A 20,441-nucleotide genomic window follows, 5' to 3' on the forward strand; every position below is an offset into this window, starting at 1 on the left:
CCGCAGATGGACGCAGATTTACGCAGATACCCCAAGCCAATGCTTTCGGAATCATGGGTGGATGCCCAATCCGCGTTACCAGAGGCGGCGGTAGCCGAGGTTGAGCGACCAGGGGCGCTCGTAGGCGCCCGCCTTGTTGTATTCATAATCCAAATACACCTGGCTGCGCGGGTCGATCAGGTAGCTCGCGCCAAAACCGGCCTCGAATCGCCAGCCGTCGTAGTCGGGGGCGAAGGTCTTTTCGTTCGCGTGTATCTTGCCGCCGTCGGTGTCGGTGCGCACCACGCCGATTTTGCCGTAGGGCGACCATTTCGAATTCGTGAGCTGACGGCCAACACGCACCTGGCCGCGATATTGGGCGGCGCGGGAGCCGTCCACTTTTACGTCAAGCGCGACGCTTTCCGGCGTGGTGCGATAACTCGCGCTGTTCAGCCAGGCCACGGCCACTTGCACGCCCGGCTCGACCCACCAGCCGTTGGGGTTTTCAAGGCGGCGGCCAAACTCAAGCGACACGCCTTGCGCGTTGCTGTTGTAATCACCGCGAACCAGGCGGCCCCCGGTCGTGCGCGCCTCGAAGCTGTTTTTGTAGCGATCGACCTTGAGCACGAGGTCGGCGAACCAGCCGTTGTCGCGCAGCCACGTGGCGTAGAGGCCGGCGGAGAGATTGCGGGTCTCGCCCTCGCCGCCGGCGGCGTCGAAGTCGCGGTCAATGTTGCCCATGTCAACAAATCCGCCGATGAGATTCACGCTGGTGCGCGCGCGGAAGGCTTTGTCGCCGCCGGCGGTCAGGCCATAGGCATGCTGGTCAAAGCCGCGTCCGGAGATCGTGTTGTTCGCGTTCAAATAGTAGCCGCGTCCGCGCAGCCACAGGTTGCCGGTCGGTTTTTCGACGCCGGCCAGTTCGGCGCGGGCATGGCCCATGCGCAGGTGAAGCGCGTCGAGGGAATAGTGCCAGTCCTTGGCGAGCATGGAGGCGGTGTTGATGATCGAGTCCGCCACGTCCGAGAGGCCGGTGTTGAGCAGATACCATTTGTCGGGGTCAAGGCTCAACGCGCTAAGGACCGCGGAGCCTTTGTTGAGTTCAAACGAGGCCAGTCCAAAGTCGATTTTTTCGCCTTCGAGCCGGTAGGTCGCGGCCCCGGCGTCGGTGATGAGCGGGATTGCGGTTTCGCCACCGGCGGGAATGCCGTCGGCGGACACCGGGTTGACCGCAACGGTGTGCGCGCCGACGGCGCTGCCGTTGGTGATTGCGAGATGGTCGGCCACCTCGCCATCGGCCTTGAGTCCGGTGGCGTTGCTGAAATCGACGTTGAACACCAGCGAGCCATTGTCGCCGGAGAGGCTGGCAAGCGCGGCGCGCCGGAAGGCCGGGCCGGAATGGACAAAGCCCAGCTTCGAGTTGTCGAGTGTCGTGGCGCCCAGTTGCGCGTTGTCAATGTCGAGCCAGATGGCGGAGTCGTCGCGGGCGTCCACGCGGGCGGTGGCGCCGCCGAGGGCGCTTGCGGCGCGCAGGTGAACGACGGCGTTGGCCAGCTCGACGTTGTCGATCGCGTTGTCGTGCTCGATGGCAAACCAGTCGCTGGTGGTGATCGCGAGCGTGCCCGGGCCGGTGACAGTGTTGCCCATCACGCCGGCGGCGTTGCGATATTCGAGTGTGGCGCCGTCGGCGACGGAAATATCGGCGGTGTTGAGCGCGGCGATGTCCTCGAGGACGAGCCTGCCGCGCTCGACGCGAGCGCTGCCGAGGAATCCGGCGTTGGCCGTCGCGATGACGGCGGCGCCGCCGTTGGTTTTGATGATTTCGCCCGCGCCGGCGAGCGTGTTGGCGATGGCGCCGTCCGCGGCGACATCAAACCGGAGCGTGCCGCCAACCGTGATGTCGCTTGCGCCGAGCGCGGCAACGTCCTTCAAGTCCGCTATGGCGGATTCGGCGATTGTGATGTTTGCGTCGAAGCCGGTGTTGGCGGAGGTGACGGTGAGCGTGCCGCCCCGCAATTCGAGCGAGCCGCCGCCGGTGAGCGTGCCAGCCGCGACGCCGCCGTTCACGATGGCGAGCGCGCCGTCGAAGCCGAGGGCGACCGTGGAGCTGGCGGCGGTGTGGAGCGCGCCGACGATTTGCGCGGTGTTGCCGATCAGGGCCGTGGTGTTGTTTTCCAGGCGCAGGAGCGAGGTGTGGCTGTCGTTGTTGCCAAGGGCATTGTTTTTGCCGGTCACCAGCACGCTGTCCGCGGTGACAACGGTTTCGCCGGCATAGTCGTTGCCGCTATTGTTGAGCGTGATGATGCCGCCGGTGGCGCTGATGCGCAGACCGCCCTCGCCGGTGACTCTTGCGTCGAGCACGCTGTTCGCCGCGCCGGTGGTGTCGAGCGCGAGCGTTTTGCCGCCCTGGATGTCGAGCTCGGTGAGCAGATAATCGTAATAGAGACCCGCGCCCCGCCCTCCCATGGCGTTTGTCGCGGTGGCAACGGCGGCGTATTCGTAATTGGCGATCACGACACCGTCGTAATTTATTTTCTTACCGGCGCCGATGGCGCTGCCGTCCTCGCGCCGGATTTCCATCTGGCCCTCCTGCGTGACGATGTCCGCGTCCAAGAGCTTGACCGCGTTCGCGCCGGGGTCGTCCTGGTCGAGGAAGTTGGTCGGGGGCGGCAGCGTGCCGTCCGACGTCAAGTCCTCGGAGAAGCCCTCGAAAATGACTTTGCTGGAGGAGTCCGCCACCGCGAGCGTGCCGGTCTTGAAAACGTGCGCGGGGTTGAGCGCGTCCATGGCGATGCCGAGCGTGCCGCCGTCCATCGTCAGGCCGCCGATTGTGCCGCTGCGCGCGACGCGCACATTCGAGTCGGCGCCGGCGCGCACGGTCGCGAGCGCGAGCGCTTGCTCGTTGAGCGCGCCCGCGGCATCGTTGCCGAAGTCGAGCCTGGTCGAGACGAGGTTGAGCGCGCCGTTGAAATCCGCGCCGGCGGAGGCGGCGAAGTTTAACGCGCCGCCGTCGAGGTCAACAGCCACCACACCGGCGCCGGTGAGAACATTTTCGTAAGTCCAGGCGGGGGCCGTGTCGTTTTCGATGCGGAGCGTGCCGCTGACATCGGTCGCGGCGGCGCCGAGATGGTCTTGCTCGCCCACGAGCATGTCGCCGATGATGTCCCACTTGCCGTCGAAGCCGGAGTTGTCGCCGCCGACCGTGGCGGACGCGCCGGACGCGATGCGGTTGGTGCCGCTGCCGCTGATATCCGCCGCCAGGTCAACGCCCGCGACGCGCACGTCCAGCAAGCCGGCATTGGCCGTGGTGTTCGCGTAAGCGCCGGCGGCGGTGAGCGCGAGCACGGCGTTGTTGGTCACGTTGCCGTCGCCGATGCCGCCGAGATGCGCCAGCGTGAGCGTGCCGCCCGTGACGAGCGTGTCGCCGGTGAAGTTTTCGTTGGCCTGGCTGATGACGAGGTTGCCGGTGTTTTGTTTGACGAGTTCGCCGGCGCCGGTGAGGGCGTTGGCGAAGTTCCATGTCGCGGCGTTGTCGGCGACAAACACGCCGCTGTTGGCGATTGTAGCCGCGCCGGTGTTCGCGGCCTCGCTCGCGATGAGGCGCGAATCCGCGTCGATGATAAAGCTGCCGGAGGCGGTGACGGCGTTGGCTCCGGCGAGCGTGATTGTCGCGCTGTTTGAAAGTTGCACGTTGCCGTCGCCGTTGACCGATTTCGCGAAGACGCCGCGCGCCGCGTCGAACAACACGAGGTTGCTGTTTTCGATCTCGCCGGTCGCGCCCACCGCGTCGGCCTCGCGCAGTTTGAGCGTGCCGCTGTTTTTAATCGCGGCGGTGAATCCGCTGTTGGAATTGGTCACGTCGAGCACGCCGCCGATGAGCGCAAGCGTGCCGCCGCCGGTGAGCGCGCCGGAGCTCGTGCCGCCGGACAGAATCGTGAGCGCGCCGGAGTTCAAGTTCAGCGTTGAGGTTGCGGCGCCGTTGAACGCGCCCACGGTTTGCGCGTTGCCGTCGAGGTCCGCGCCGGCGCCAGCGGCGAGTTCGAGCAAGCTGGTCTGGCCGAGCGCGCCGGACGCGCCGAGCTTCAACGTGCCGCCGGTGACAAGCGTCGCGCCGGTGTATGTGTTGCCGTCGTTGCCCAGGGTGATGACGCCGGTGTCGCCGTCGGCGTTGATTTGCAGGTTGCCGTCGCCGCTGACCAGGGCGTGCAGTTCGTCGCCGCCGAGGAAGGCGGTGTCCTTGTCCAGCAGCGTCGTCTGGCTGGTGAGCAGGCGCAGGTGCGTGAGCGTGTAGCCGAGGAAGAGGCCGCCCTCGTCGGCGGTCGCGGTGAAGTTGTAAGTGCCGCTGGCGGTCACGGTGTCGCCGCGCGTGATGTCGCGCTGCGTGGCGTCGCCGAGTTCGTTGCCGAACTGGTCAACAAGCTGCGCGCCGGAGAGCGCGGTCTTGCCGCTGTGCGCGACGCTCTTGACGAGCTGGACGCCCAGGCCCTCGTCCTGACGCAGGAGCGAGAGGACGTTGTTGAAACTGCCCGTGTCAACCACCAGCACGGTGTCGCCGACGTGCAGCGCGTTTGTGTCAACGAAGCCGGCGGCGGCGGTGCCGCTGTTGTCCAGCGCGAAACGGATCGTGCCGCTTTCCAGCAGGAGGTTTCCGACTCGCTGCGAGCCGGTGGCGACGGTCGTGACGTTGCCGTCGCCAATGAGCAGGCTCGCGTTCGCGAGCGCGGAGGCGTTGTCCGCGCCGAGCGCGAATGTGTTGTTTTGCAAGCGCACCGTGCCGCTGTAATTCGCGCCGACCACCGAGGCCGCGCCGAAGCCGAAGCCGCCGGCGTTGTCCACCAGCAGCTCGCCGGACGCGCCGACCAGTCGGTGGTTGAAAATGTAGTCGCCGCCCATGCCGAGCAGCGCGAGGCGACCGCCGTCGAGTTCCACGGTCGCGCCGGACGCGCCGGCGACGCCGAGATTGTCCTGCGAAGTCATCGTGCCGGTGCCGCGCACGAGCCACGCGCCCGCGAAGCCGGTGTTGTCGCCGGCGATGGAGAGATCGGCGTCCGCCCCGACAATGACCGCGCCGCCGCCGCTGATGTTATTGGAAACGGCGCCGTCAAAATCGTCGAAAACAAGGACGCCCGCGGGTTGCACCCCGACATCCGACGAGCCGAGCGCGCCGGCAATCGCGGCGGTGAGCGTGCCGGTCGTGACGAGCGTGTCGCCGGTGAAGTTTTCGTTGGCGCGGGCGATGACGAGGTTGCCGGTGTTTTGCTTGACGAGCGTGCCGGTGCCGGCGAGGGCGTTGGTTAAATCCCACATCGCGGCGTTGTCGGCGACAAACACGCCGCTGTTGGCGATTGTAGCCGCGCCGGTGTTCGCGGCCTCGCTCGCGATGAGGCGCGACTCCGCGTCGATGATAAAGCTGCCGGAGGCGGTGACGGCGTTGGCTCCGGCGAGCGTGATTGTCGCGCTGTTTGAAAGTTGCACGTTGCCGTCGCCGTTGACGGATTTCGCGAAGTCGCCGCGCGCCGCGTCGAACAACACGAGGTTGCTGTTTTCGATTGCGCCGGTCGCGCCCACCGCGTCGGCCTCGCGCAGTTTGAGCGTGCCGCTGTTTTCAATCGCGGCGGTGAATCCGCTGTTGGAATTGGTCACGTCGAACACGCCGCCGGTGAGCGCGAGCGTGCCGCCGCCGGTGAGCGCGCCGGAGCTCGTGCCGCCGGACAGAATCGTGAGCGCGCCGGAGTTCAAGTTCAGCGTTGAGGTTGCGGCGCCGTTGAACGCGCCCACGGTTTGCGCGTTGCCGTCGAGGTCCGCGCCGGTGTTTGCGGCGAGTTCGAGCAGGCTCGTGAGGCCAAAGGCGTTGTCCGTGTTGGCGATCACGGTGCCGCTGGTGATCGTGGTCGTGCCGGTGTAGTTGCTCAGCGCGTTGCCGATGAACGCGACGCCGGCGGCGCGCATATCGAAATTGCCGGCGCCGGTGAGTTGCGCGCCGAGGGTGGCGTCGGCGCCGGTGTTGTCGAGCACGATGGTCTTGCCGGCGTCGGCGTCGAGCCGCTTGAGGCCGTAGGTGAGATACACGCCGCGGCTTCCATCCTCGTCGCTGACCACGGCGAAATAATCGTAATACGCGGTGCCGAGCGTGCCGCCCGCCTCAATGACCGGCTTGCTGATCGCGGCCGTGCCGCCACTGAGCGCGCTGCCGCTAATCGTGGTGACGGTGAGCTGCGCGCCCGCGCCGCTATCAACGACGGCGGCGGTGATGACTTGCTGGAGATTTTTGCCGTCGTCCTGGTCGAAGAACGAGGGCGCGGTGGGTTCATCCGCGTCGAAATCAATCGGGCCGCTGCCGCTGATGACGATGGTGCCCGTGCCGGTCGCGCCGAGGTGGCCGACCGTGAGCGTGCCGGTGATGACGTTGTTGACCATCCTCGTGACAAAGGCGCCGCCGTCGAAGTCGATGCCGGCGATTTCGCGGTTGGAGGCGATGGACGCGCTGCCGCTCGCGCCGAGGCGAAGCGTGGCGTTGCGCAAGGCGGTTTCGGAGGTGTCGTCGTCGAGCAGGAAGGAGCCGTTTTTGACGAGCACCGCGCCGGTGAAATTATCCCCGGCGAAGGCGGCGCTCGCGGCGGCGAAGCGGAACGTGCCGGAGCCGCCGAGCTCGGCCGCGAGCACGCCGGAGCCGCCGAGGGCGTTGGCGTAGGTCCAGTCGGAGCCGTTGCCGACGGTGAGCACGCCGTCAACGCGCGTGGCGGCGTCGCCGAGATTGTGCTGCGCGGTGACGGTCGCGGAACCGTCGGCGGCGATGTGCCACAGGCCGTCGAAGCCGGTGTTGCCGCCGGTGATGTTTGTATCCAGGTTTTCAATACGGTTGGTGCCGCTGCCGGTGATGTTCGACGCGAGCGTGACGCCGCTGCCGGTGACGAGGAGCACGCCGGCGTTGGCCGCGGCGTTGGAGAAGGCGGCGTCGCTTAGCGCGAGGGTGAGCGTGCCGGTTTGCGCGATGCGCGCGACGCCGGTCACGCCGAGCGCGCCGGACGCGCCGAGCGAGAGCTCGCCGTTGTTGACGAAGGTGTCGCCCGAGTAGGTGTTGCCGGAGGTGAGCGCAAGGGTGGAGTCGCCCTCCTTCACCAGCGCGCCGTCGCCGGAGACGAGGCCGGAGAAGGTGGAGCTTCGCGTGGCGTTCACGGTGAGCGTGCCGGTGCCGAGGGTGACGGCGCCGTCGCCGGAGAGGTTGTTCACGCGCTGGTTATAATTGTTCAGGTCGAACACGCCGTTGACGACGACGGCGGTGCTGCTGGCGATGGCGTTGGCCGTGCCCGCGCGCAGCACGCCCTCGCTGACGAGCGTCGTGCCGGTGTGGGTGTTTTCCGCGCTGAGGATGAGCGTGCCCTCGCCGAGTTTGACGAGCGATTTGCCGTCCCAGCCGGCGTGCGCGGTGGTGTTGCCGAGGACCACGTCAACATCGAACGTCTTGCCCGAGCCGAGGGTGAAGTTGCCGTGGCCGTAGGGCGCGCCGTTGCCAAACCAGGAGAGGTTCACGCCGGCGAGGTATCGTTTCGCGTCGGCGGATTTGTGGATGCCGCCGTAGAGATAGTCGGGGAGGCTCGCGGCGTCGAAGCCGGCGAGCGTGGCGCTGTCGAAGGTGCCGGAGATCACGCCGGTGGTTGTCTTGAGGAGCACTTGCGTGCCGTTGGCAAGAACCTCGGCGGCGGTGGAAAGATCCGGGCCGATGGTGAATCCGGTCACGCTGAGCGTGCCGCCGACCGTCGCCGCCGACGCGATGACAAAGGCGTCGCCAAGGCCGCGCCCGGAGGCGTCGAGCGCGAGCGTGGACGCGGCGTTTTGCTGATACGTGCCGACGACGTTGACGAGGCCGCTGCCGGAAACGCCGAGGTATCCCACGCCGGTGTAGCCGACGCGGAGGTTGTTCGCATTATTGAAGTAACCGGAGCCGCTCACCGTCACGCGTCCGTGGCTGTTTGCGTTGCGACCGATGTAGCCGTGGGTGGTTTGCACGCTGCCGCTCCCGGCGATCTCCAGGCTGCCCGTGCCGGAACGTCCGACGTAGAGGCCGCTCATGCTCGTAATGTTCCAGTGTCCGGAATCGTCCACGGTCACGCTGCCGTTGCCGTTGGCGGCGTAGCCGATATCGGCACTGGCGCTTTGCACCCTGCCGCCGCCGGAAATCGCCATGCGGCCCGTGCCGCTGTTGCCGACGCGGAGGTTGCCCGTGTTGTTAAAGTAACCGGAACCGCCCACCGTCACGCCGCCGTTGCTGTTTGCGATGTTGCCGACGTAACCGTTGACGGCTTGCACGCTGCCGCTCCCGGCAATCATCAGTATGCCGGCGCCAGTGCGCCCGACGTGGAGGTCGCCCGTGTTATTCCAGAATCCGGAACCGTCCACGGTCACGGTGCCGGTGCTGTTGACGCTGTTGTTGCCAATGTAACCGATGGTGTTTCGCACGCCGCCGCTTTCGGTGATCCTCAGGCCGCCGGCGCCGTTATTGCCGATGGTGAGGGATTGCGTGTTATTCCAGAAACCGGAACCGCCCACGGTGACGCTGCCGACGCCGGTGGCGTGGGCTCCGATTTCGCCGCTGTCGCTTTGCACGCTGCCGCTTCCGGCAATCGTCAGGGTGCCGCTGCCGTTGGCGCCGACATAAAAGCCATATCTATTATTCCAGAAACCGGAACCGCTCACCGTCGCGTTGCCGACGCCGCCGGCATATGCGCCGATGAAACCGAACGCGCTTTTCACACTGCCGCTTTCGACAATCGCCAGGCCGCCGGCGCCGGTGTGGCCGACATAAAGATAGCCGTTGTTGGAAAGGCCGGCCTCGACGCCGAGATAACCGCTCACGTTGACCGTGCCGTTGTCGCCCGCGGTTTCGCCGATGATGACGCGCGTGTTGCCGCCCGTCCAGTCGGTGATGTTGAGCGAGCCGCCGTTGACGAAGGTCGTGCCGGTGTGGGTGTTGCTCGCGCTGAGGATGAGCGCGCCCGCGCCGAGCTTGGTGAGCGATTTGCCGTCCCAACCGGCGTGCGCGGCGGTGTCGGCGAGCGGCACGTCAACGTCGAACGTGTCGCCCGCGTCGATGGTGAACGTGCCGTGGCTGCCCGGCGCGTCGCCGAGCCAGGAGAGGCTCACGCCGGCGAGGTATTGTCTCGCATCGGCGGATTTGCGGATGCCGCCCTGGATATAATCGGGCAGGCTCGCGGCGTCGAAGCCGTCGAGCGTGGCGCTGGCGAACGCGCCGGAAATCGTGCCGGTGGTGGTTTCGAGAAGCACTTGGTTGTTGTTGGCGAGAACGTCGCTGGCCTTGGAGAAATCCGCGCCGATGCTCAACCCGCTCACGCTGAGCGTGCCGCCGACCGTGGCCGACGAGGCGACGACAAAGGCGTCGTCGCGGTCGCGCGCGGTGGCGTCGAGCGCGAGCGTGGACATGGCGTTTTGGCGGTAGGTGCCGCCGATGGTGACGCGTCCGCCGTCGGAAATGGAGAGGCGGCCCGTGCCGCTGTTGCCGACGAAGAGGTTGCCCGTGTTGTTCCAGAGGCCGGAACCGGACACGGTCACGGCGCCCTTGCCGCTGGCGAAGCGCCCGATGTAGGCGGTGGCGCTTTGCACGCTGCCGCTCCCGACAATCGCCAGGCTGCCGGAGCCGTAACGTCCGACGGAGAGGATGCCCGTGTTGAGCCAGTGGCCCGAACCGCCCACGGTCACGACGCCGACGCCGTTGGTGTTGTTGCCGATGGCGCCGGTGGTGTTTTGCACGACGCCGCTCCCGGAGACGGTCATGGCGGCGGCGCCTTGATCGGCGACGTAAAGATCGCTCGCGCCGCCAAGGTAACCGATGACGTTGAGCGTGCCGCTTGTGCCGGCGGCGCCGCCGACGAGGACGCGCGCGGTGGCGCCCGTCCAGTTGGTGATGTCGAGCGAGCCGCCGCTGACGAGGGTCGTGCCGGTGTAGGTGTTGCTCGCGCTGAGGATGAGCGCGCCCTCGCCGAGCTTGGTGAGCGATTTTCCGTCCCAGCCGGCGTGCGCGGTGGTGTTGCCGATGGTCACGTCAACATTGAACGTCTCGCCCGCGCCGATGGTGAACGTGCCGTGGCTGTATGCCGCGGCGCCGAACCAGGAGAGGGTCATGCCGGCGAGGTATTGTCTCGCATTGGCGGATTTGTAGATGCTGCCGAGGAGATAATTGGGCAGGCCGGAGCCGTCGAAACCGTCGAGCGTGGCGCTGGCAAAGACGCCGGAGATCGTGCCGGTGGTGGTTTCGAGGAGCACTTGGTTGTTGTTGGCGAGAACCGCGCTGGCGGAGGAACCAGCCGAGCCCGCGGCGAATCCGCGCACGCTGAGCGTGCCGCCGACCGTCGCCGACGACGCGACGACAAAGGCGTCGGCGAGGCCGCGCCCGGAGGCGTCGAGCGCGAGCGAGGAGCGGGCGTTTTGCACATACGCGCCGGCGATGTTAACGGAGCCGCTGCCGGCGACCATGATGACGCCACCGGCGCCGGCATCGCCGAGTTGGAGGTCGCCCGCGCCTCGGAGGTAACCGGCCGCGTCGATCGTGCCGGTGGAGGTGACGCGGTCGGAGCGGTTGAGGAAGAGCGTGGCGCCGGAGCTGATTTGCGCGTTGGCGGCGATGACGCCGCCCGCCCAGCCGTCGGTCGCGCCGGAGCCGATTTGTAGCGAGCCGTTTTTGACGACGAGATTGCCGGTGAGGGCGTTCGCGCCGGTGAGCGTGGTGGCGCCGTCGCCGAGTTGGACGAGGTCGCCCGCGCCGGTGATCGCGCCGGCGTAGGTGACGGCGTCGGAACGGTTGAATGTGAGCGTGCCGGAGTTGGCGACCGCGGCGCTGGCAATCATGCCGGAGGCGCCGCCGCCCTCCCCCGCCGCGCCGAGTTGGAGGTGCGCGGCGGTTTCGATTGTGGCGAGGCCGGTGTGGGTGTTGTTGCCGGTGAGGATGAGCGCGCCGCCGGCGGCGAGGGTGAGCGCGCCCGCGCCGTCGATCGTGCCGGAGAAGACGAGGTCGGCGGTGTTGTTGATGATGTCGAGCGAGCCGTCGCCGATGTGGATGGCGCCCGCGCCGGAGAGGTTGCGCAGGGCCTGGTCGGTGTTGTCGGTGTCGAAGGCGGCGCCGGCGGTGATGGTCACGCTCGTGCTGCTGGCGATGACGTTGTCGATGCCCGCGGTGGTGAGCGTGGCGGAGCCGGTGATGAGCGTGGCGCCGGTGTAGTCGTTGTCGGTGTGGCCGAGGACGATGGTGCGGCTGCCGGTGAACGCGAAGCCCGCCGCGCCCGCGCCGGTGAGTTGCGCGCTGAGGGTGTCGTCGATGGCGTCGGCGGGATCGATGACGATGTTTTCGATGTCGCTGAGCGACTCGATGGAGACGAGGCCGTGGTTGAGCAGGATGTCGCCGTCCTGGGTGATGGCGTTGTAGCCGTAGGTGTTTTTGCCGACGGGGCCGCCGCCGGAATCCTCGCCGTAGGTGATGGAGGAGGTGCCGGAGTGGATCGGGTCGCCGTTGCTATCGACGAGGTCGAAGGCGATGCCGTCCTCGGGGCCGCTTTCGGTGGAGTGGACGATGGTGCGCTCGCGCAGGAAGGAGCCGGACTTGACGACATCAATGTCGAAGATATTTCCCGCGAGGCCGATGCGCGGGTCCGCTGACTGGGGGACGCCGGAGAGGAGGTCGGTGTCGATGCCGATCGTCGTCGAGGCGGTGAGGTCGGTTTCGTTGACGTAGAGTGTTTTTACGGTGAGCAGGTGGGGTTCGACGCCGGAGGCGGAGGCGGTGTCGGTTTTCACGATGAAGGTGCCGCCGTCGAGGTTGAGGCCGCCGATGGAGCGGTCGGCATTGAGGGTGGTCTCGGAGTTGTCGGCGAGCCAGAGGGTGGCGTTGGCGAGGGTGGTTTCGGCGGCGTCGTTGAAATTGAACACGGCCATTTGCGCGTCTCCGCCGACACCGATTGTTCCGGTGAAGGAAAGGGCTGAAGGACTGAAGGGCTGAAGGCTGAAGGTGACGGCGTCGGTCGGGGAGGTGTTGAGGAGGTTGACGAGGCCGCCGCCGGTGAGTGTGTTGGCGAGGGTGGCGTCGGTGGTGGCGCGCACGGCGAGGGTCGCGTCGGCGGCGATGTTCACGGCGGCGGCGTTGAGTTGGGTGATGTCCCACAGCGCGGTCAGGAGGCCTTCGCGCACATCGACGGCGCGCATGTCGATGCCGCCGGTGTCCATGAGCCACGAGCCCGCGCCCTGCTTGACGAGCGTGCCGGTGAAGGTCGTGAGGCCGGTGACCGCCGAGGTGTAGGCTTGTTCGCTGCCGGACGCGCCGTTGAGCACCAGTTGCGAGGCGGTGCCGGCGATGGAGAGTTTGCCGGCCAGCGTGCTGCTGTTCCAGAGATGCACCTCGTGCGCCTCGTCGTCATCGCCGAGCAAATCGACGGCGTATTCGCCGCCGCGAATCACGCCGCCCACCATGTTCATGACAACGGTCCTGCCTTCCTCGGAGAGAACGCCGGAATCCGTTATGCCGCTAATGGTGCCGCTGTTTGTCAACGTGCCGCCGTATACCAGGCCGACGCCGACATCGGCGCCCTGGATCAGGCCGCCGGCGTTGTTCGTGATCACGGCCTCGTCCTCGGATTCGATGCCGAACGCGTAGAAATCACCGGGAACACCCGGGGCGCGGATGGCGCCGCTGTTCGTCACCGTGCCCCCGGATCCCAGGAAAATACCGAACATGCCGCCTTGGATGAGGCCGGTGGCGTCGTTTGTAATTGTCGCCTCGTCCCGGCTGCTGACGCCGGTAGCGGCCCCGCCGATGATCGTGCCGCTGTTGGTGACCTCGCCGCCGGTTTGCAAGCGGATGCCGAGCGTGCCGCCCTGGATGAGGCCGCCGGTGGCGTTTGCGATCGCCACCCCGGTGTTGAGGGCGTGGATGCCCACCGCGCTGTCAATCGTGCCGCTGTTGAGCACCGTGCCGCCGGCTTGCAGAAGGACACCGCCCCTTTCGCTCAAGATGAGTCCGCCGGTGGTGTTGGAGACCAGCATGGACTCGTTCACGCTGGTGACCGCGTATTCGTTGCTTTCGATGGTGCCGCTGTTGGTGATTTCGCCGCCGTCCGTCAGCCGGACGCCAAAGCGGTCGCCCCAAATCAATCCGGTAGCATGGTTGGTGAGTTGAACGCGCGCGCCGCCGCCCTGGATGCCGACGGCGTCCGGGTTGTAGAAGGCCGTGCTGAGGATCGAACCGGAATTGATAATGACGCCCCCGGCCGTCAATGCCAGTCCGGCGGACTCGCCGCGCAACAGGCCGGTGGCCTCGTTGGTGATGTGCGCGGCGGCATTGGCGGCATACACGCCGTAGCCCCCGCCAAAGAAGGCATTGCGCGTGCCGCTGAGCACTCCGGCGTTTGTCACGGTGCCCCCGCCCTGCATGTGAACGCCGGCCACGGCGCCCTGAATCAGGCCGCCGGTGGTGTTTGTGATTGCCACGGTGCCAACGGCATAAATGCCATGTGACTCGGTTCCCGTGCCGAGGATCGTGCCGCTGTTCGTCACCGCCGTGTTCAGATGGGGTTTGGCACCCGCAAGGACGCCTTGAATAAGCCCGGTGGTGTCGTTTGTGATTGCTGAGACACCACCGCGGACGCCATAGGACGCCGTTCCCGTGCCGATAATCGTGCCGCTGTTGGCAATCGTGCTGCCCTCCCATGCCGAAATGCCAGCCGAGCCGCCTTGAATAAGCCCCGTGGTGGCGTTTGTGATTGTTGAATTGAGGGAGGCGTCGATACCCCATGTTCTCGTGCCGATAATCGCGCCGCGATTGACCACTGTGCTCCCATTAATCTCAGCGCCCAAATAGTCGCCCTTAATAAGGCCGGTGGCATTGTTTGTGATTGTTACGACCGCGTTCCCGCTCTGGATGCCGCCATAGGACGTGCCGATGATCGTGCCGCTGTTGGTCACCGTGACATTACCATCAGTCACTAGAAGGCCAACACTGAAGCCCTGAATCAGCCCCATGGTGGTGTTTGTGATTATTGTATTGGCTGATTTTGAGCCGTAGATTTTGACGCCGTCGCTGTTCCCGATTATCCTGCCGCTATTCGCCACTGTGCCAGAGTGACCGTGAAGGTAAATGGCATCCGTGCCGCTTTGAATTAGACCGGTGGTGTTGTTTGTGATTGTCGCTTCTCCGACGCTGAAGATGCCTCGCGCCCTCTCAGTGAAGATCGTGCCGCTGTTTATTATTGTGCCGCTGTCACCAAGGTATATTCCAGTTAACACATTTTGAATAAGGCCGGTGGTGTTGTTTGTAATTGTCGTATTGGAACCGGTCCGAATGCCGTAGGATTCGGTTCGGAATGAGGCAATGATCGTGCCGCTGTTCGTGATCGCGCCCCCGGCTCCGAGCTTAATACCGAACCCGTCGCCTCGAATAAGGCCGGTGGCGTCATTTGTGATCACGACATCATCAGCGCCCCAAATGCCAGCGCGCTCAGTGGCGCCGAGGATCGTGCCGCGATTGATCACCGTGCCCGAGCCCAGCATCTGAATGCCGGCCGTGCCGCCTCGAATAAGGCCGCCGGTTTCGTTTACGATTGTCGCATTGGCGGTGCCGTAGATGCCCTGGCTGTTGACTCTGTCGCTGATGATCGTGCCGCTGTTCACGATCGTGCCGCCGGCGGCGAGATGCACGCCGCGGTCGTATCCCTGAATGAGACCTTTATTGTCGAAATCCGCCGCGCCTTCAAAGATGACCGCCGTGCCGGAATAGCCGATAGTGCCGGTGTTGGCGAGCGTGGAACTGGCCCCGATAACGACGCCGAGGTCGCCGCTGACGTGGCCCTGGTTGTCAACCCTGGTGGTGCCTCCCGCGTAGATGCCGCCGTCGATGACGGCGGAGGCGGCGTTGGTGATGTCCGCCACGCCGCCATCGACACGCACCGCGTAGTTGCGGAAACCTCGAATCGTGCCGCTGTTTGCGACCGTGCCGCCGGCCAAGAGCGAAATGCCCGTGTAAGCGCCACGTCCATGAATCAGGCCGCCCGCGAGGTTGGTGATGGTGGTCTCACCGCCGGCGATGATACCGAAACTGGTGGCGTTGAGGTCGGAGGCCGTGCCGGTGATTCGACCGCTGTTGGTTATCGTGCCGCCACCCGCCAGCGAAATGCCCGTGGAGCCTCCCTGGATCAGCCCGGTGGAGAGGTTGGTGATGGTGATCTCATCGACGGCGGTGACGCCGGTGTCCGACAGGCCGATGATCGAGCCGCTGTTTGTGACCGTGCCGCCGTTGGAGAGATACACGCCCTGAAAACCGCCCCGGATCAGGCCGCCGGTCGTGTTGCTCACGAGCGTGGCGGCGGCGGGGGAATAGACGCCGTAACCGCCGGCCCCGGTGCCGGAGATCGTGCCGGCATTGGTGAGCGTGCCGCCGCCACCGAGAGACACACCGCGGAGGCCGGCCTGAATCAGGGCGCCGGTGGTGTTGCTCACGAGTGTGGCGTTGCTGGAGGAATGGACGCCGAAACCACTGGCGCCGGTGGCGGCAATGGCGCCGCTGTTGGCCACGATGCCGCCGCCGGCAAGTTGCACACCGCGGGTGACGCCCTGAATCAAACCGCCGGCGGCGTTATCCACGGATCCGACGCCGTCGTGGGAATAGACGCCGTAGGTGCCGGAGACCGTGCCGGAATTGAACACCGTGCCGCCGGCCCATAAGGCGATGCCGCGTTCGACACCCTGGATCAGGCCGCCAGTCGTGTTTCTAACGAGCGTGGCGTTGGAGTTGGAATAAACGCCTATGCCGTAAACTCCGACCCCGGTGATCGTGCCGGCATTGAGCACCGTGCCGCCGGCGATGAGATGCACGCCATAGTAATTGGCCAGGACAAGGCCACCGGTCGTGTTGCTCACAAGCGTGGCGTTGGCGTTGGAGGAGACGCCGGAATCCAAAGGCCCCTTGGCGCCGGGGCCGGAGATGGTGCCGGCATTGAGCACGATGCCGCCGCCGCCAAGATACACCCCCCGATAATTGCCGCTGATCAGGCCGCCGGTGGTGTTGCTCACGAGCGTGGCGGCGCCGTTGGAATAGACACCGGCGCCGTTGGCCCCGGTGCCGGAGATGACGCCGGCGTTGAGCACCGTTCCGCTGGCGACAAATCGCACGCCGTGGATGCCCTCGATCAAGCCGCCGGTGGTGTTTGTGACGAGGGTGTTATTGGCGGCGGTGACGCCATAGGCCTCCGAGCCCGTGCCGAGGATCGTGCCGCTGTTCGCCACCACGCCGCCGTCACCCAGAAGAATGCCGGCGGTGCCGCCCCGGACAAAGCCGGTGGCGGCGTTGGTGATTGTCGCATTATCGCCGCCGATGATGCCATAGTGGTCCGTTTGCGCGTCGCCGCCGCCATGGGGCGTCGAGCCCATGCCGAGGATCGTGCCGGAGTTCGTGATCGCGCCGCCGTCACCAAGGGAAACGCCGGCGGTGCCGCCCCGGATCAGGCTGTCGGCGGCGTTGCTGATTGTGGCGTCATCGCCGGCGCTGATGCCGTCGAGGATCACGCCGCGATTTATCACCCCTCCGCCGTCCTTCATGGAGAGGTATTGGATCACGCCCTCGTCGTTTGTGATTGTCGTGCCCTCGCCCGCCCCGATTTCGCCGATGATCGTGCCGCTGTTCACAAGCGCGCCGTTGATCCCCAGAGAAACGCCAATGGAGCCGCCCTGGATAAGGCCGGTGGAGGCGTTGGTGATTGTTGTATTGTCGCCGCCCTTAATGCCATGCAACCCCGTGCCGATAATCATGCCGCTATTGGTGACCGTGCCGTCGGAACCCAAGGAAATGCCGTCGATGCCGCCCTGGATCAGTCCACCGGTGGTGTTTGTGATTGTCAGACCATCGTAACCGGAGACCCCATCGCTCAACTCGCCGATGATTGAGCCGCTGTTTGTGATCACGCCTCCGTTCCTCAGGAAAATACCATTCCTGCCGCCGCGAATCAGGCCGGCGGTGCTGTTTGTGACTGTTATATTATCGCCGCCTTGAATGCCATGGAGGCTTGGCCGCGTGCCGATGATCGTGCCGCTGTTTGTCACCACACCGCCGCGCCCCAAGTAAATGCTTGTGACGCCGCCTTGAATGAGGCCGGTGGCGGCGTTTGTGATGGTTGAATCGACGCCGCTATTTATGCCGGAGGAGGACTCGCCGGTGATCGTGCCGGCATTTGTAATCGTGGCGCCGTCACCCAGGGAAATGGCGTCAAAATCGGCATGGATCAAGCCGGTGGCATTGTTTGTTATTGTTATGTCATCGCCGCCGGTGACGCCGAGTTCTTGCACGATGTTGATGATGGTGCCGCTGTTTGTGATCGATCCCCCGTCTCCGAGCAAAATGATCCTTTCGCCGAAGGTTTCGATCCGGCCCGTCGCGTTGTTTATAATTGTCGCATTATCGCCGGCTGTGATGCCTTCGGTGATTTTGCCGTCATTTGTCACAGTGCCCCCGGCGCCCAGCGATATGCCTTGGATCAGGCCCGCGACGCCCGTGATCGTCACGTCGTCGCCGCCGGTGATGCCGCCGGTGGTGCCGCTGTTCACCACCACGCTTCCGTCCCCGAGGGTCATGCCCCGGGCCAGGCCCGACGCGCTGTTTGTGATTGTTGTGTTAATGCCGGCCTCGATGCCTCCGATGATCGTGCCGCTGTTCGTGATCGTGCCGCCGTCCAACAGCGAAATGCCACCCGCGACGCCCTGAATCAGGCCGGAGGTGCTGTTGGTGATTGTCACGTTATTGCCGCCGGCGATGCCGACCTCCGACAGGCCGATGATTGTGCCGCTGTTCGTGACCGTGCCGCCGTCACCCAAGGAAATGCCATGCATCTCGCCCCGGATCAGGCCGGTGGTGGCGTTTGTGATTGTGGTGTCATTGCCGCTGGTGACGCCAGTGCGGGGGGAGCCGTAGTAATTGTTGCCGAGGATCGTGCCGCTGTTGATCACCATGCCGCCGTTGCCCAAGGAAATGCCATGCCCGCCACCTTGAATCAGGCCGGTGGTGGTGTTGGTGATTATGGTGTCATTGCCGGCGGTGATGCCCTCAAACCACATCTCACTGATGATCGTGCCGCTGTTGATCACCGTGCCGCTGTCCCACAGGGAAACGCCATACCTGTAGCCTTGAATCAGGCCGGCGACATCGTTTGTGATTGTCACATTTCGCCAGCCGTCAATGCCTCCGCTATCTTTGCCGCGAATCGTGCCGCTGTTCGTGATCGTGCCGCCGCCTTTCAGATAAATGCCCTGCCAGTCACCTTGAATCAGGCCGGTGGCGTTGTTTGTGATTGTTGTATTATCGGTGCCGGAGATGCCGATGGAGTAGCTTCCGACGCCCAAGATCGTGCCGCTATTGGTCACCGTGCCTCCGTCCCCCATCAAAATGCCGCTGGAGCCGTATCCGTCGCTCGAGATCACGCCGTAATTGGTCACCGCGCTGTCGGCCCCAAGGGAAATGCCAAAGGTGCCGCCTTGGATAATGCCGGTAACATTGTTGGTGATTGTCGTGTCATCGCCGGCTTCGAGGCCCAAGTCACCCGAGCCGATAATCGCGCCGCTGTTCGTGACCACGCCACCGGACCCCATGAAAATGCCCCGGGATCGCTCGCCGATGATCGTGCCGCTATTCGTCACCGCGCCCCCGGTCCCCATAAAAATGCCGGTAATGGCGCCCCGGATGACTCCGGTGGCACTGTTTGTGATTGTCGCATCAGCGCCGGCGCTGATGCCCCGGGATCCCGTGCCGATGATGGTGCCGCTGTTCAACACCGTGTTCCTGTCATTCATGGAAATGCCCGCATTGCCGCCTTGAATCAGGCCTGTGGCGTTGTTTGTGATCATTGCATCATTGCCGATAGTGGCACTATAAATTCCACCGATGTGGATGCCATGGGATTCCGTGCTGATAATCGTGCCGCTATTCGTCACCGTGCCTCTGTTCCCCAGAAAAATGCCCTGGAATTTGCCGGAAATCAGGCCGGTGGTGTCGTTTGTGATTGTTGCATCGCTGGCACCTTCGGAATTATAAAGATATAATTCGTTGTAGATGCCATAGGATCCCGTGCTGATAATCGTGCCGCTGTTGGTCACCGCGCCTCGCATCCCAAGTTTAATGCCACGGTAGTAGCCGTTAATCAAGCCGGTGGTGGTGTTTGTAATGGTTACATCATCGTGTCGGGCATCAATGCCTGTGCATGTGATGAGGTAACCGCCGGTGATCGTGCCGCTATTCGTTATCACGGCTCTCTCCCCAATTCTAATGCCATCCGAGTAGCCTTGAATCAGGCCGGTGGCATTGTTTGCAACTATTGTATCATGCCCGCTACTGATACCTGCCTGGCGCGTGCTGTTAATCGTGCCGCTATTCGTTATCGTGGCTCCGTTCCTCGTTTCCACGCCATACCATTGGCCTTCCATCAGGCCGGTGGCGTTGTTGATGATTGTCGCATTATCGACACTGTAAACACCCCGGGATGCTTCCGTGTTATTGAACCTGGTGCCGGTGATAATGCCGCTATTTATGACGGTGCCTCCGTAAGTAATGCGAACGCCATCATATTGACCAAGAATCAGGCCTGAGATGGAGTTTGTTATTGTCAGTTCATTACCGCCGGAAATGCCAACGCTTTGCGTGCCGATGATGGTGCCGCTATTCGTTACCGAGCCTCTATCCGAACTCGAAAAATAAATGCCCGCATTGTAGCCTTGAATCAGGCCTGTGGCGTTGTTTGTGATGAATGAAGAATTGGTGGCGGTGTAAATGCCGTAGCCCGACGAGCTGATGACCGTGCCGGAGTTGTAAATGTCAGCGCCGCCTTGGAGAAAGTTCAAGGCGTTGACGGACGAATTTACGCGCGCGTTGGTGTAGATGATGAGCGTCACGCCTGGCACCGATCCCGTTATGCCCCCGGAGCCAATCGTGCCGGAAAGCGCATAGCTTCCGGGTGCTGAAATATTGAAGCCGTTGCCCGGGGTGATAATAGTCACAGTTTGCGAGGGCGACTGCACGGCAAGGGACGCCAGCAGGAAGGGCGCGGCGACGGCGCGCAAACCACGGAGAGTCATCCGATATGATGCGGGATGTTTTATAGTTTTCATGGCATTACTGTGTTTGCCGTCCAGAAACGGAAAACCGGGCCGGACGGCGCATGGCATGGATTAATTAACGAAAAAAATCATGGTGTTCCTGGATTCGCTTTCATGGCTCTAGTTTCCTTCAAACTGTCATTTATTTAATTCTTAAAATGGAAAACGCCCCGCTACCAAACCGCCCGATGAAAAAACATATCAATAATATAGTAAATTATAAAAGCAGCTCGCTCGGTTAAAATGGAGTAAAATGAAACGAATATTCGCATTTATATAATCACAATGCACGACACTCGAAAAAAATATCCCCCGAGGGAATTATTTACGGG

The 20,441-nt window shown here is 64.2% G+C and carries 1 protein-coding gene; it reads right to left on the reverse strand.

The genetic code is table 11. From position 1 onward, the window contains the following. Positions 1-75: 75 nt before the first annotated feature. On the reverse strand, positions 76-20,088 hold the full coding sequence (locus tag M2103_RS00010; protein WP_277507940.1) for an autotransporter-associated beta strand repeat-containing protein: 20,013 nt from the start codon (positions 20,086-20,088) through the stop codon (positions 76-78). Between the last annotated feature and the right edge of the window lie 353 nt (positions 20,089-20,441).

The organism is Ereboglobus sp. PH5-5, assembly GCF_029504805.1.
Lineage (GTDB): Bacteria > Verrucomicrobiota > Verrucomicrobiia > Opitutales > Opitutaceae > Ereboglobus.

Bases quoted from the DNA above. Each gene is read 5' to 3' on its own strand.
- M2103_RS00010 (WP_277507940.1), bottom strand. From the start codon at position 20,088: ATGACTCTCCGTGGTTTGCGCGCCGTCGCCGCGCCCTTCCTGCTGGCG.